This is a genomic window from Variovorax sp. Soil_C_17 (assembly GCF_057657265.1).
The window spans coordinates 12,921-25,473 of sequence record NZ_JBDGIT010000015.1 but is presented as its reverse complement, the minus strand read 5'-3'; the positions used below and the strand labels follow the sequence as shown (position 1 = coordinate 25,473).

General features: G+C 67.5%; 14 protein-coding genes. 10 read left to right on the top strand and 4 right to left on the bottom strand.

Going from position 1 to position 12,553, the window contains the following annotated elements; genetic code table 11:
- The first annotated feature begins 78 nt into the window (after positions 1-78).
- From AC3A6Y_RS32290 to AC3A6Y_RS32270, 5 genes are all read left to right on the top strand, one after another.
- Positions 79-1,374 carry a replication-associated recombination protein A gene (locus AC3A6Y_RS32290; RefSeq protein ID WP_487872303.1) on the top strand — a complete coding sequence of 432 codons (1,296 nt, stop codon included), beginning with the start codon at positions 79-81 and terminating at the stop codon, positions 1,372-1,374.
- 233 nt (positions 1,375-1,607) lie between these two features.
- Entirely contained in the window at positions 1,608-2,537 is a 930-nt protein-coding gene (locus tag AC3A6Y_RS32285; RefSeq protein WP_487872302.1) for a branched-chain amino acid ABC transporter permease, read from the top strand.
- A 12-nt stretch (positions 2,538-2,549) separates the two neighbouring features.
- Positions 2,550-3,740, top strand: coding sequence for a branched-chain amino acid ABC transporter permease (locus AC3A6Y_RS32280; protein ID WP_487872301.1), 1,191 nt, complete (start codon positions 2,550-2,552; stop codon positions 3,738-3,740).
- 17 nt (positions 3,741-3,757) lie between these two features.
- Positions 3,758-4,528 carry an ABC transporter ATP-binding protein gene (locus tag AC3A6Y_RS32275; RefSeq protein ID WP_487872300.1) on the top strand — a complete coding sequence of 257 codons (771 nt, stop codon included), beginning with the start codon at positions 3,758-3,760 and terminating at the stop codon, positions 4,526-4,528.
- A gap of 1 nt (position 4,529) precedes the next feature.
- Positions 4,530-5,246: an ABC transporter ATP-binding protein gene (locus AC3A6Y_RS32270; RefSeq protein WP_487872299.1), complete on the top strand. Its 717-nt coding sequence runs from the start codon at positions 4,530-4,532 to the stop codon at positions 5,244-5,246.
- Between the two features lie 27 nt (positions 5,247-5,273).
- Here the strand turns inward: AC3A6Y_RS32270 and AC3A6Y_RS32265 are convergent, their stop codons facing one another.
- Complete coding sequence (locus AC3A6Y_RS32265; protein ID WP_487872298.1) at positions 5,274-6,251, bottom strand: Bug family tripartite tricarboxylate transporter substrate binding protein; 978 nt, start codon at positions 6,249-6,251, stop codon at positions 5,274-5,276.
- Positions 6,252-6,285: 34 nt separating this feature from the next.
- Entirely contained in the window at positions 6,286-7,350 is a 1,065-nt protein-coding gene (locus AC3A6Y_RS32260; protein ID WP_487872297.1) for a CDP-6-deoxy-delta-3,4-glucoseen reductase, read from the bottom strand.
- A gap of 41 nt (positions 7,351-7,391) precedes the next feature.
- Between AC3A6Y_RS32260 and AC3A6Y_RS32255 the strand changes: the two genes are divergently transcribed.
- From AC3A6Y_RS32255 to AC3A6Y_RS32245, 3 genes are read left to right on the top strand one after another with little or no spacing between them, the layout of a single operon-like run.
- Positions 7,392-8,315, top strand: coding sequence for an SDR family oxidoreductase (locus tag AC3A6Y_RS32255; RefSeq protein ID WP_487872296.1), 924 nt, complete (start codon positions 7,392-7,394; stop codon positions 8,313-8,315).
- Between the two features lie 28 nt (positions 8,316-8,343).
- Positions 8,344-9,612, top strand: coding sequence for a cation:proton antiporter (locus AC3A6Y_RS32250; protein ID WP_487872295.1), 1,269 nt, complete (start codon positions 8,344-8,346; stop codon positions 9,610-9,612).
- Between the two features lie 22 nt (positions 9,613-9,634).
- A complete protein-coding gene (locus AC3A6Y_RS32245) occupies positions 9,635-10,216 on the top strand; it encodes a GNAT family N-acetyltransferase (RefSeq protein ID WP_487872294.1) in 582 nt (193 codons plus the stop codon).
- A gap of 60 nt (positions 10,217-10,276) precedes the next feature.
- Here AC3A6Y_RS32245 and AC3A6Y_RS32240 read toward each other — a convergent pair whose 3' ends face one another.
- Positions 10,277-10,627, bottom strand: coding sequence for an alpha/beta hydrolase (locus AC3A6Y_RS32240; RefSeq protein ID WP_487872293.1), 351 nt, complete (start codon positions 10,625-10,627; stop codon positions 10,277-10,279).
- 194 nt (positions 10,628-10,821) lie between these two features.
- Here AC3A6Y_RS32240 and AC3A6Y_RS32235 point away from each other — a divergent pair, with 194 nt between their 5' ends.
- Together AC3A6Y_RS32235 and AC3A6Y_RS32230 are read left to right on the top strand one after the other, a co-directional pair.
- Entirely contained in the window at positions 10,822-11,706 is an 885-nt protein-coding gene (locus AC3A6Y_RS32235) for a S1C family serine protease (protein ID WP_487872292.1), read from the top strand.
- 20 nt (positions 11,707-11,726) lie between these two features.
- On the top strand, positions 11,727-12,089 hold the full coding sequence (locus AC3A6Y_RS32230) for a response regulator transcription factor (RefSeq protein ID WP_487872291.1): 363 nt from the start codon (positions 11,727-11,729) through the stop codon (positions 12,087-12,089).
- A gap of 171 nt (positions 12,090-12,260) precedes the next feature.
- Here AC3A6Y_RS32230 and AC3A6Y_RS32225 read toward each other — a convergent pair whose 3' ends face one another.
- Positions 12,261-12,416, bottom strand: a complete 156-nt coding sequence (locus AC3A6Y_RS32225; protein ID WP_487872290.1) for a hypothetical protein — start codon at positions 12,414-12,416, stop codon at positions 12,261-12,263.
- Positions 12,417-12,553: the final 137 nt, after the last annotated feature.

The window sequence follows — 12,553 nt, the reverse complement described above, 5'->3', positions numbered from 1 at the left end:
CGCGGTTTGCCGCTGCCCGACGACCCGGCGCCCTCCGCGAGGCGGCGCGCGCGACACATGCGCGACACTACGCCTTCCATGGCCCCTACCTCCCATCAACCCCTGGCCGAGCGGCTGCGCCCCAAGACCTTGGGCGAGGTCATCGGCCAGCAGCATCTGTTGGGTCCGGGCATGCCGCTGCGCATCGCCTTCGAATCGGGCCAGCCGCATTCCTGCATCCTCTGGGGCCCGCCCGGCACCGGCAAGACCACCATTGCGCGCCTGATGGCCGATGCCTTCGACGCCCAATTCCTCAGCATCAGCGCCGTGCTCGGCGGCGTGAAGGACATCCGAGAAGCGGTCGAGCGCGCGACCGCCGCGCGCGACGGGCTGGAGCAGCGCCGCACCATCGTTTTCGTCGACGAGGTGCATCGCTTCAACAAGAGCCAGCAGGACGCCTTCCTGCCGCATGTGGAGTCGGGCCTGTTCACCTTCATCGGCGCCACCACGGAAAACCCCTCCTTCGAAGTGAACTCGGCGCTGCTCTCGCGCGCCGCCGTGTACGTGCTGAAGTCGCTGACCGAGGACGACCTGCGCCAGATCGTCAAGCGCGCCCAGGACATCCAGGCCGTGCCCGCCGTCGAGGCCAAGGCGGTGGAGCGTCTCGTGGCCTACGCCGACGGCGATGCGCGCCGATTGCTCAATACGCTCGAGACCCTTTCCGTCGCGGCCGCCGCCGAGAAGCGCGGCGACATCGGCGACGAGTGGCTTCTGCGCGTGCTCGGCGAGCGCATGCGTCGCTACGACAAGGGTGGCGAGCAGTTCTACGACACCATTTCGGCGCTGCACAAGTCGGTGCGCGGCAGCGATCCCGATGCCGCGCTTTACTGGTTGGTGCGCATGCTGGACGGCGGCGCCGACCCGCGCTACATGGCGCGCCGCCTGGTGCGCATGGCCAGCGAGGACATCGGCCTGGCCGACCCGCGCGCGCTGCGCCTGGCCCTCGACGCGGCCGAAGTCTACGAGCGCCTGGGCACGCCAGAGGGCGAACTGGCGCTGGCCGAATGCGTGGTCTACCTCGCGATCGCGCCCAAGTCGAACGCGGTCTACCAGGCCTACAACGAGGTGCGCGCCTTCGTCCAGCAGGACGGTACGCGCCCGGTGCCAATGCACCTGCGCAACGCGCCGACACGTCTCATGAAGCAGCTCGACTACGGCAAGGGCTACCGCTACGCGCATGACGAAGAGGGCGGCTTCGCGGCCGGCGAGCGCTACCTGCCTGACGGCGTCGAGCCGCAGCAACCCTTCTATCGGCCGGTGGAACGCGGCCTGGAAATCCGCATCGCGGAGAAGCTGCGGGAACTGCGCAAGCGCAACGAAGACGCGGATCGCTGATACACGGTGTATCACCGCTGATACGGCTGCAAACCGAATACCCCGCACCAGCGGGAAAACCCCGGTCGCGGCGCACCGAAATGGCGATGCGGCGTGACTACAATCCCGGCCACAAACCCGCCGTCGATACATGCTGGCGGGTTTTTTGCTAAGCGAAGCCAGGGCGCCGAACCGGTGCGTCTGGTACGTCGGGCGCCAACCAAGGGCGTCTAATACAAAAAGGGATTCTCTTTATGGACATCTTGCTGCAACAGATCATCAACGGTCTGGTCCTCGGCAGCATGTACGCCTTGATAGCCTTGGGCTATACCATGGTGTACGGCATCATCAACCTCATCAATTTTGCGCACGGCGAGGTCCTCATGGTCGGGGCGCTGACCAGCTGGACCATCATCGGCTGGATGCAGACCGCGATGCCCGGCACCCCCGGCTGGATCATCCTCATCATCGCGCTCATCATTGCCTGCGTGGTCGCCGCGACGCTCAATTTCACGATCGAGAAAGTGGCTTACCGACCACTGCGCAACAGCCCCAAGCTGGCGCCGCTGATCACCGCCATCGGCATGTCGATCCTGCTGCAGACGATCGCGATGATCATCTGGAAGCCCACCAACAAGGCCTACCCCACACTGCTGTCCAGCACGCCCATCAATGTCGGCGGCGCGGTGATCTCGCCGACCCAGGTCATGATCCTCAGCGTCACGGCCTTCTGCCTGGTGGTGCTGATGTGGCTGGTCAACTACACCAAGCTCGGCCGTGCGATGCGCGCCACCGCCGAGAACCCGCGGGTCGCCGCGTTGATGGGCATCCGTCCCGACATGGTGATCTCGGCCACCTTCATCATCGGCGCCGTGCTGGCAGCGGTTGCCGGCGTGATGTACGCCTCCAACTACGGCATTGCGCAGCATGCGATGGGCTTCATTCCCGGCCTCAAGGCCTTCACCGCGGCGGTCTTCGGCGGTATCGGCAACCTCGCGGGCGCGGTGGTCGGCGGCATCCTGCTGGGGCTGATCGAGGCCATCGGCTCGGGCTACATCGGGGCGCTCACCGGCGACATCCTGGGCAGCCACTACAGCGACATCTTCGCGTTCATCGTGCTGATCATCATGCTCACGCTGCGGCCGTCGGGCCTGCTCGGCGAGCGGGTGGCAGACCGGGCCTGAGGGGGGAGCGCCATGAAAGACACGAAGAAAATCGTCTCCATCGCGATCGCGGCCATCTGCCTGCTGGTGCTGCCGCTCTTGCTGCAGAGCCAGGGCAACGCCTGGGTGCGCATCGCCGACATCGCACTGCTCTACGTGCTGCTGGCACTGGGCCTGAACATCGTGGTCGGCTATGCCGGCCTGCTGGACCTGGGCTACGTCGCCTTCTTCGCCATCGGCGCCTACATGTTCGCGCTGCTGGGGTCGCCGCACCTGACCGACACCTTCCCGGCGATGAAGGCCATGTTCCCCAACGGGATGCACAGCTCGCTGCTGCTCATCATCCCCGCGGCCTTCGGCCTGGCAGCCCTGTTCGGGGTGCTGCTCGGCGCGCCCACGCTGAAGCTGCGCGGCGACTACCTCGCGATCGTGACCCTCGGCTTCGGCGAGATCATCCGCGTGTTCCTCAACAACCTGGACCACCCCTTCAACCTCACGAACGGGCCCAAGGGCATCACCGCCATCGACCCGGTGCATTTCTGGGGCCTCAACCTCGGCAAGGCCCTCAAGCTCGGCGACTACACGATCTCCTCGGTCTCGCTGTATTACTACCTCTTCCTCGCGCTGGTACTCATCACCATCGTGATCTCGCACCGCCTGCAGCTTTCGCGCATCGGCCGCGCCTGGATGGCGATCCGCGAGGACGAAATCGCCGCCAAGGCGATGGGCATCAACACCCGCAACATGAAGCTGCTCGCCTTCGGCATGGGTGCGAGCTTCGGCGGCGTCTCCGGCGCCATGTTCGCGGCCTTCCAGGGCTTCGTCTCGCCCGAGTCCTTCAGCCTGATGGAGTCGGTGATGATCGTCGCCATGGTGGTGCTGGGCGGCATCGGCCATTTGCCGGGCGTGATCCTGGGCGCGGTGCTGCTGGCGGCGCTGCCCGAGGTGCTGCGCTACGTGGCCGCGCCGCTGCAGGCGATGACCGACGGCCGGCTCGACGCCTCCATCCTGCGCCAGCTGTTCATTGCGCTGGCCATGATCGTGATCATGCTGGTGCGCCCGCGCGGCCTCTGGCCCACGCCGGAGCATGGCAAGTCGCTGCTGCGCAAGGGCGCGCCAACTCCGCCGGTGCCGGGTTCGACGCAGGCCCACGCGCCCGGTGTCCCGACGCCGGCCGACGAGATTGCGGGCGAGGCTTCGCGTCCGATGTCCATCAATCCATGAACGAGGGGAGTACCAGCATGACTGAAACCGTCCTCGACGTTCGCGGCATTTCCAAGCGCTTCGGCGGCCTGCAGGCGCTGTCCGATGTGGGCATCAAGATCACCCGCGGCCAGGTCTACGGCCTGATCGGCCCCAACGGCGCGGGCAAGACCACCTTCTTCAACGTCATCACCGGCCTCTACACGCCCGACAGCGGCAGCTTCGAGCTCGGCGGCAAGCCCTACCAGCCCACCGCCGTGCACGAAGTGGCCAAGGCGGGCATCGCGCGCACCTTCCAGAACATCCGGTTGTTCGCGGAAATGACCGCGCTGGAAAACGTGATGGTGGGCCGCCACGTTCGTACGCACTCGGGCGTGTTGGGCGCCATGTTCCGCACCGGCAGTTTCAAGGCCGAGGAAGAGGCCATCGCCAAGCGCGCGCAGGAGCTGCTCGACTACGTGGGCATCGGCAAGTACGCCGACTACAAGGCGCGCACCCTGAGCTACGGCGACCAGCGCCGGCTCGAGATCGCCCGCGCGCTCGCCACCGACCCCCAGCTGATCGCGCTCGACGAGCCCGCGGCCGGCATGAATGCCACCGAAAAGGTGCTGCTGCGCGAGCTGATCGACCGCATCCGCAAGGACAACCGCACCATCCTGCTCATCGAGCACGACGTGAAGCTGGTGATGGGCCTGTGCGACCGCGTGACGGTGCTCGACTACGGCAAGCAGATCGCCGAAGGCACGCCGGCGGATGTTCAGAAAAACGAGAAGGTGATCGAGGCCTACCTCGGCACGGGAGGACACTGAAATGGCACAAACTCTCTTGAAAGTGAGCGGCCTGAAGGTCGCCTACGGCGGCATCCAGGCGGTGAAGGGCATCGACTTCGAGGTGCGCGAGGGCGAGCTGGTCTCGCTGATCGGCTCCAACGGGGCCGGCAAGACCACCACGATGAAGGCCATCACCGGTACCTTGCCTTTCGCTGCCGGTAGCATCGAGTTCCTCGGCAAGAGCATCAAGGGCCGTGGCGCCTGGGACCTGGTCGGCGAGGGCCTGGTGATGGTGCCCGAGGGGCGCGGCGTGTTCACGCGCATGACCATCACCGAGAACCTGCAGATCGGCGCCTACATCCGCAAGGACAAGGCCGAGATCGCGAAGGACATCGACCGCGTGTTCGCCACCTTCCCGCGACTCAAGGAACGCGCCACGCAGCTGGCCGGCACCATGTCGGGCGGCGAGCAGCAGATGCTCGCCATGGGCCGTGCGCTGATGGCGCGCCCGAAGGTGCTGCTGCTCGACGAGCCCTCGATGGGCCTGTCGCCGATCATGGTCGACAAGATCTTCGAGGTGGTGAAGCAGGTCTACGACCAGGGCGTCACCGTGCTGCTGGTCGAGCAGAACGCCAGCCGCGCGCTGCAGCTGGCCGATCGCGGCTACGTGATGGAGTCGGGGCTGATCACCATGAGCGGCGATGCCAAGGTGATGCTGAGCGATCCCAAGGTGCGCGCGGCCTACCTGGGCGAATGAACACAGCGGCCGACCCGGCCGCTGTCCTCAATCGACCTTTGCGCCGGTCGCCTTCACGACTCGCTCGTACTTCGCGAGCTCGCTTTTCATGAACGCGCCGAACTGATCCGGCGTGTTCGCGACCGGCTCTGCCAACAGCGTGGCGAATCGGCTCTTGGTCTCCGGCGCATTCAGGGCGGCGACGAAGGCGCGGTTGAGCTTGTCCAGCACCGGCGCGGGCGTGCCCGCGGGGGCCACCAGGCCCCACCAGGTGTCGATCGAAAAGCCCTTCAGCGTGCTGGCCACCGTCGGCACCTCGGGCAATGCGCTGCTGCGCTCGGCCGTGGTCACTGCGATCGCCTTGAGCTTGCCCGAACGGATGTTCGGCGCCGCGGTCGCGAGGTTGTCGAAGTTGAAGTCCACCTGGCCCGACAGCAGCGCGAGCTGCGCCGGGTTGCCGCCGTTGTAGGGGATGTGCACGGCGAAGATGCCGGCTTCCTTCTTGAACATCTCGCCCGCCAGGTGGCCGGCGCTGCCGTTGCCGCCGCTGCCGTAATTGAGCTTGCCGGGATTGGCCTTGGCATAGGCGATCAGATCTCGCAGGTTGGCGATCTTCAGGCGCTGCGCGGTCTCGGCGTTCATCACCAGCACGTTGGGCACGCGCACCATCTGCGTGATGGGCGCGAACGCGGTGGCGGCGTCGAAGGGCATCTTGCTGTAGAGCCATGGGTTGACCGCATGGGTGGCAGTCGCCGCGATACCGATCGTGAGGCCGTCGGGCGCGGCCTTCGCCACTGCGTCGGCACCAATGTTGCCGCCCGCGCCGGGCTTGTTGTCGATGATGACCGGGCCCAGCGAGTCCTTCACGCGCTCGGCCAGCGCGCGCGCGGTGACGTCGATCGGACCGCCGGCGGCGTAGGGGACGACGAGGCGGATGGGATGTTGCGCGGACTGGGCCAAGGCCTGAGAGGCGGCGAGGAGGGCGGTGGACGCGAGGAGGGCGAGCAGGAAGTCTCTGGTTTTCATGGTTCGATTGTGCGTGGAGGCGAGTCGCAAGACATCAGGGCAGCGCCTTGTCGGCCTCGGTCGTGAACGCATCCGCGAAGAACTCGTCCTCCGGCAGTCCACGCTGCGCCACGTAGTCTCGCTTCGCCGAATCGACCACGATCGGTGCGCCGCAGGCATACACCTGGTGGCCGGACAGGTCCTCGAAGTCTTCCATCACCGCCAGGTGCACGAAGCCCGTGCGCCCGTGCCAGTTGTCCTCCGGAACCGCGTTCGAGACCACCGGCACATAGCGCAGGTTCGGCATCTCGGCCATCGCCGACCGCACCCAGCCGTCCATGTACAGATCCTCGGGCCGGCGCCCGCCCCAGTACAGCGTCGCAGGCCGGTCGATGGCCTTGAACTTCATGTGCTCCAACAGCGCCTTGATCGGCGCGAAGCCCGTGCCGGATGCCAGCAGCACCATCGGCTTGGGCGAATCCTCCCGCAGGAAGAAGCTGCCGTACGGCCCCTCGATGCGCAGGATCTCCTTCTCCTTCATCGCGCCGAACACATGATCGGTGAACTTGCCCCCCGGCAGGTGCCGGATGTGCAGTTCGATGCCGGTGCCGGGCTCGCCCAGGGTGTGCGGCGCGTTGGCCATGGAGTAGCTGCGCCGAGTGCCGTCCCGCAGGATGAATTCGATGTACTGCCCGGCGTGGAACTGCAGCGGCTCGCCCGCCGGCAGCTGCAGGCGCAGCATCACCACGTCGTGCGACTTCCTCGAGATCGACTGCACGCGCACGGGCATCTTGCGGATCGGGAAGGCGTTGGCGTCGGTGACCTGGCGCGACTCGAGCACCACATCGCTCTGCGGCGTCGCGCAGCAGGTCAGCACATAGCCCGCCGCTTCCTCCTCGGCGCTCAGTGCCTTGCTTTGATGCAGGCGCAGCGTGACCTCGCCCGAGAGCTTTTTGCATTTGCAGGAGCCGCAGGCCCCGTCCTTGCAGCCGTAGGGCAGGCCGATGCCTTGGCGGATGCCGGCCGCGAGGATGGTCTCGTCGGCATGCGCGGTGAAATGCCGTCCACTCGGCTCGACGGTGATGTGAAAGCCCGCCTCGTCCGGCGCTGCGCTGGTCATGGGTATTCTTCGACTCTTGTTCAGCAAAAAGGACACCGATTTTGCCCGGATTCAACAGCCCGTTCGGCAGCAGGCCTACCCGCTTTCGCCGCGAGCGCGTGCTCGTGGTCGGCTGCGGGGACGTCGGCCTGCGGGCAGCGCGCGCTCTGCGTGGCCGCGTGCGGCTGATCGCGCTGACCTCCTCGACCGAGCGGGTGGCTGCCCTGCGGCAGGCCGGCCTGACGCCGATCGTGGCCGATCTCGACGACCCCGCCACGCTGCGCCGCCTCTCCGGGCTGGCCACGCGTGTGCTGCACCTCGCGCCGCCCGCGCGCGTGGAAGGTGCGCGCTGGTGGCGGGATGAGCGCACCGCCGCGCTCGTGCGCGCCCTGCGCCTGCGCACGCTGCCGGCCGCGCTGGTCTACGGCTCGACCAGCGGCGTCTATGGCGATTGCGGTGGCGCGCGCATCGACGAAACGCGCGCCGTGCGGCCCGACACGCCCCGCGCGCATCGCCGCGTTGACGCCGAGCGCGCGGTGCGCTGGCTGGGCCGCGCCGGCGTGGCCACGCGCATCCTGCGCATTCCCGGCATCTATGCGCCCGATCGCGATGGCGGCACCCCGCGCGAGCGGCTGCACAAGCGCACGCCGGTACTGCGCGCCGAGGACGACGTCTACACCAACCACATCCATGCCGACGACCTGGCGCGTGCCTGCGTGGCCGCGCTGTGGCGTGGCGGGCCGCAGCGCATCTTTCATGCGAGCGACGACAGCGAGCTCAAGATCGGCGACTACATCGACCTCGCGGCCGACCTCTACGGACTGCCGCGGCCGCCGCGCATTTCGCGCGAGGAGGCGCGCGTGCAGCTGCCGCTTGCGCAGATGAGCTTCATGAGCGAGTCGCGGCGACTCGACAATACGCGGCTCAAGCGCGAGCTGCGCGTGCGCCTGCTTCATCCGACCGTTGCCACGGGCCTGGTGCCCTGACCTGCTTCGAGCTTTTCTTCTTCTCTTCATGCCCACCACTCAGCTGTCTGTGTACTTCTTCCTTCAGGTCGCCGTGATCATCGCGGTCTGCCAGCTCGTGGGCCGTTTGGCACAGCGTCTCGGCCAGCCGCAGGTGGTGGGCGAGATGATCGCCGGCGTGATGCTCGGCCCCTCGCTGCTGGGCCTCTTTTTCCCCGAAGTCCAGCGCGCGCTCTTCCCCAAGGAAACGCTGGGCATGCTCTACGTGGGCGGCCAGCTGGGCGTGGGCATGTACATGTTCCTCGTGGGGACCGAGTTCCGTGCCGACCACTTCAAGAGCCGCTTCAGGAGTGCCGCCTCCGTGTCGATGGCCGGCATCCTGGTGCCCTTCGTGCTGGCCTTCGCGCTGGTGCCCTGGCTGCACCAGATCCCCGGGCTGTTCTCGGCGCGTGCCAAGCCGCTGGAGGCCTCGCTCTTCCTCGGCGCGGCCATCGCCATCACGGCCTTTCCGATGCTGGCGCGCATCATCCACGAGCGCGGCCTGGCCGGCACTTCGCTGGGCACGCTGGCGCTGACGGCCGGTGCGGTCGACGACGCGGCTGCCTGGTGCATCCTGGCGGTGGTGCTCGCCAGCTTCGGGGGCTCCTGGGGCGGCGCCTACGCGGCGATCGGCGGCGGCGTGGGCTATGCGCTCTTCATGGTCTTCATCGGATCGCGCCTGCTGCGCCGGCTCGCCGCCCATGTGCGGCCGGAGGCGCCGCTGTCCGCTTCCCTGCTCGCGCTGGTGCTGGTGCTCTTCTGCCTGAGTGCCTTTGCGATGGACGCGATCGGCATTCATGCCGTTTTCGGCGGTTTCCTGCTCGGCGCCGCGCTGCCGCGCGGGGCGCTCACCGAGAAGCTGCGCGAGCAGCTGCAGCCCTTCGTCGTGATCTTCCTGCTGCCGCTGTTCTTTACGTACTCGGGACTCAACACGCGGCTCGCGCTGCTGTTCGAGCCCGGCATCCTGCTCGGCGCGGTCGCGATCCTGCTGGCCTCCTTCTGCGGCAAGGGCATCGCCTGCTGGGCCGCTGCGCGGCTGGCCGGCGAGCCGCAACGCGATGCGCTCGCCATCGGCGCGCTGATGAACGCGCGAGGGTTGATGGAGCTGATCATCATCAACATCGGCCTGCACGCGGGCGTGATTCTGCCGGGACTGTTCTCGATCCTCGTGCTGATGGCGATCCTCACCACGTTGATGGCAACGCCGCTGTTCAACTGGGTGACGGGTGCGCGTGGCGCGAGAGGCACGAGCGGCGCGGGTGCGGGCGCTCCGGTCTGATGGAGTAGGACCGCCTTTCTCCATGCCTGCTCACACCGCGCGATTGACCACGCCCCGCCTGATCCTGCGTGCCTGGCGGGAGGAAGATCTCGAGCCTTTCGCCCGCTTGAATGCGGACGAGCGCGCGACGCAGTACCTGCTGCATCGATTGAGTCGTGAGCAAAGCGATGCGCTGGTGGAGCGCATCGGCGCGCATTTCGAACGCAAGGGCTTCGGGCTGTGGGCCGTGGAAGCGCCGGGTGTCGCGCCCTTCATCGGCGCGGTGGGCCTGGTGGTTCCAGGTTTCTCGGCGGCATTCACGCCTTGCGTCGAGATCGGCTGGCGCCTGGCGCCGGAGTTCTGGGGCCACGGCTTCGCCAGCGAGGCCGCGCGTGCGGCGCTGGCCTTCGGCTTCGAGACGCTCGGGCTCGACGAGATCGTCTCGTTCACGGTGCCGGCGAACACGCGCTCGCAAGCCGTCATGCAGCGGCTCGGCATGATGCACTCACCGGCGGACGACTTCGATCATCCGCTGGTGCCCGCCGGCCATCGGCTTCTGCGGCATGTGCTCTACAGGTTGTCGAAGGAAACGTGGCGGGTCTCCACGGCCACAGCGCACGCCTGATCAAAAGAAAAACGGGCCCGAGAGGCCCGTCTTTCTTCTTGCTTTTATCTCGTCCTGGACTCAGAGGCCGGCTTGGCGCGTGAACGACACCTTGGGCTTCTTGTACGCGTCCGGTACCTGATCGCGATAGAAGGCGCGGCGGTCCAGGCTTGCGAAGGGATCGTGCGCCTTCGCAACGGCTTCCTGGTACACCTGCGCGCGATCGGCCGTCGAGTTGATGGCCACGGCGCCGGCGCCGGCGACATCGCCATAGGCATTGCCGGCACGCGCGGCCGCGACGGCCTCGCTGGCAACTTCGGCACGGGTGGCGCCGGAGGTCAGGGGATGCACGCCTTCATAAGTTTCGGCCTGTGCCCCGGCGACAGCCAGAAGCGAGAAGGCAGCTGCGGTAAGGATCTTCGAGGCTTTCATTTTCGGGTTCCTTGAAAGGGGTTGATCGATGAAAGCAAGTGTGGTTGCAAACGCTTCCGTCAAAGCGCTGCTGTTGGAACCACGGTGTTTTCAGGCTGGAAACAATCGAGCGCTGCGAAGGCAGCCCTGCCCAACCGGGCAGTAGCCGAGCGCGCGCCGCCTTTCGACAATGCAAGCCGAGCCCAGGAGTTGCGATGTCGAACACTTCTTCTTTCTCTGTCTTCGAACAGATCTCGGCCGCGATGGCCGATGCGGTGAGCGCCGCGGCGCCCAGCGTGCTCGCCATCCAGACGCGGCATGCGCGCGCCAGTGGATTCGTCTGGCGGCCCGGATGGATCGTGAGTTCCGATGAGGGATTGCCGGAGGACGAGGAGGCTGAGCTCGTGCTGCCCGGCGGCACGACCGTCGCGGCCAAGGTGGCGGGCCGCGATCCCACCACCGACGTGCTTCTGCTGCGCTGCGAAGGCGCGACCGCACCTCCGGTGGTCTTCGATGCCGCGCCCCTGCGCGCCGGCGAGATGGTGATCGCGCTCGGCGCACGCGAAGGCCTGCCGCTGGTGGCGGGCGGGCTGGTCTCGCTGGTCGGACCGGCATGGCGCAGCCTGCGCGGCGGCGAGATCGACGCGCGCATCGAGCTCGACCTGCGGCTGCGCCTCGGCGCCGAAGGCGGCATCGTGCTCAACGCGAGGGGGCAGGCCGCGGGCATGGCGGTGTTCGGCCCCAGGCGGCGCGTGCTGGTCATTCCCGCGGCCACGATCGAGCGCGTGGCCACGCAGCTCATGACGCACGGCCGCATGCCGCGCGGCTACCTGGGCCTGAGCCTGCAGCCGGTGCGCGTGGATGCGTGCAGCGTCGGTGCGATGGTGATGGGTGTGGCGGCGCAGGGGCCGGGCGCGGCGGCTGGCATTCGCCAGGGCGACGTCATCGTGGCGATGAACGGCCAGCCCATCCGCGGCGTGCCGCTGTTGCTGCGCGCACTGGGCCCGGCGAGCGTGGGCAGGGTGCTCGCGCTCTCGCTGCGGCGCGGCGGCGAAGCCGTGGAGGTGCAGCTCACGGTAGGCGAAAGGCCGGCCGATTGAGCGCGGTCCAAAATGGCGCGATGAAGCCGATCGTGGTCGCGCTCGAGATCGAGGACGAGGCCTTGTCGCAGCGCCTCTTCGCCGCGCTGGCCGGGGCACCGGACATCCGCGTGGCCGAGCGCGGCGAGGCCGCCGACGCGGCGCTGGTCCTGCCCGATGCCGTCCAGCGCGCCGAGACGACGGACTCGACACTGACCCGGCGCGAGCTGGAAGTGCTGGCCCTCGTTGCCGAGGGTGCGTCGAACAAGCTCATCGCGCGGCGTTTGGGTATCTCGGTGCACACGGCGAAGTTCCATGTGGGCTCGCTCATCGACAAGCTCGAGGCAACGGGCCGCACCGATGCGGTCGCGCAGGCGGCGCGGCTCGGCGTCATTCATCTCTGAAGGGGCGAGCGCTCATTCCTGCCGCAGCGGACAGAAGGGGCGTCCTTCGACGGCCGCCCAGATGCAGGCGCGTATGCAGGCGATGACCAGGCGTGCGTCCTGCGCGCGGGGCACGGTTCTCATGACGATAAGCATGGCTTGTTCTCTTTCTTGAAAGCGATGCGCGCCGCTTCACGCCGCCCAATGCGAATAGTGGAGCACCACATAGCCGAGCGAATGCCAGAAGCAGGCCTCCGCGTGGCTGCGGGTCAGGATGCGCGAGCCGTTCAATCCGAGGCATTCGTAGCCGCGGTTGTCGCCCGCTGAATCCAGAATGATCTTGTCCATGACGCGCCTCCTATGTTGCAGGTATAGGCGCGAGCGTCTTCCGGAGCCAGCGGCTGGCGGCGCGGTGCTTCGTCGGCTGCCGGGCGCAGCGCTTGTCCGCCGCATCCGGGCGACAGGCGTCGGCATCGGCTGACAGA

What these genes read in the sequence shown, in the direction of transcription:
- AC3A6Y_RS32290 (WP_487872303.1), top strand. Translation starts at nt 79, where the DNA reads ATGGCCCCTACCTCCCATCAACCCCTGGCCGAGCGGCTGCGCCCCAAG.
- AC3A6Y_RS32285 (WP_487872302.1), top strand. Translation starts at nt 1,608, where the DNA reads ATGGACATCTTGCTGCAACAGATCATCAACGGTCTGGTCCTCGGCAGC.
- AC3A6Y_RS32280 (WP_487872301.1), top strand. Translation starts at nt 2,550, where the DNA reads ATGAAAGACACGAAGAAAATCGTCTCCATCGCGATCGCGGCCATCTGC.
- AC3A6Y_RS32275 (WP_487872300.1), top strand. Translation starts at nt 3,758, where the DNA reads ATGACTGAAACCGTCCTCGACGTTCGCGGCATTTCCAAGCGCTTCGGC.
- AC3A6Y_RS32270 (WP_487872299.1), top strand. Translation starts at nt 4,530, where the DNA reads ATGGCACAAACTCTCTTGAAAGTGAGCGGCCTGAAGGTCGCCTACGGC.
- AC3A6Y_RS32265 (WP_487872298.1), bottom strand. Translation starts at nt 6,251, where the DNA reads ATGAAAACCAGAGACTTCCTGCTCGCCCTCCTCGCGTCCACCGCCCTC.
- AC3A6Y_RS32260 (WP_487872297.1), bottom strand. Translation starts at nt 7,350, where the DNA reads ATGACCAGCGCAGCGCCGGACGAGGCGGGCTTTCACATCACCGTCGAG.
- AC3A6Y_RS32250 (WP_487872295.1), top strand. Translation starts at nt 8,344, where the DNA reads ATGCCCACCACTCAGCTGTCTGTGTACTTCTTCCTTCAGGTCGCCGTG.
- AC3A6Y_RS32245 (WP_487872294.1), top strand. Translation starts at nt 9,635, where the DNA reads ATGCCTGCTCACACCGCGCGATTGACCACGCCCCGCCTGATCCTGCGT.
- AC3A6Y_RS32240 (WP_487872293.1), bottom strand. Translation starts at nt 10,627, where the DNA reads ATGAAAGCCTCGAAGATCCTTACCGCAGCTGCCTTCTCGCTTCTGGCT.
- AC3A6Y_RS32235 (WP_487872292.1), top strand. Translation starts at nt 10,822, where the DNA reads ATGTCGAACACTTCTTCTTTCTCTGTCTTCGAACAGATCTCGGCCGCG.
- AC3A6Y_RS32230 (WP_487872291.1), top strand. Translation starts at nt 11,727, where the DNA reads ATGAAGCCGATCGTGGTCGCGCTCGAGATCGAGGACGAGGCCTTGTCG.
- AC3A6Y_RS32225 (WP_487872290.1), bottom strand. Translation starts at nt 12,416, where the DNA reads ATGGACAAGATCATTCTGGATTCAGCGGGCGACAACCGCGGCTACGAA.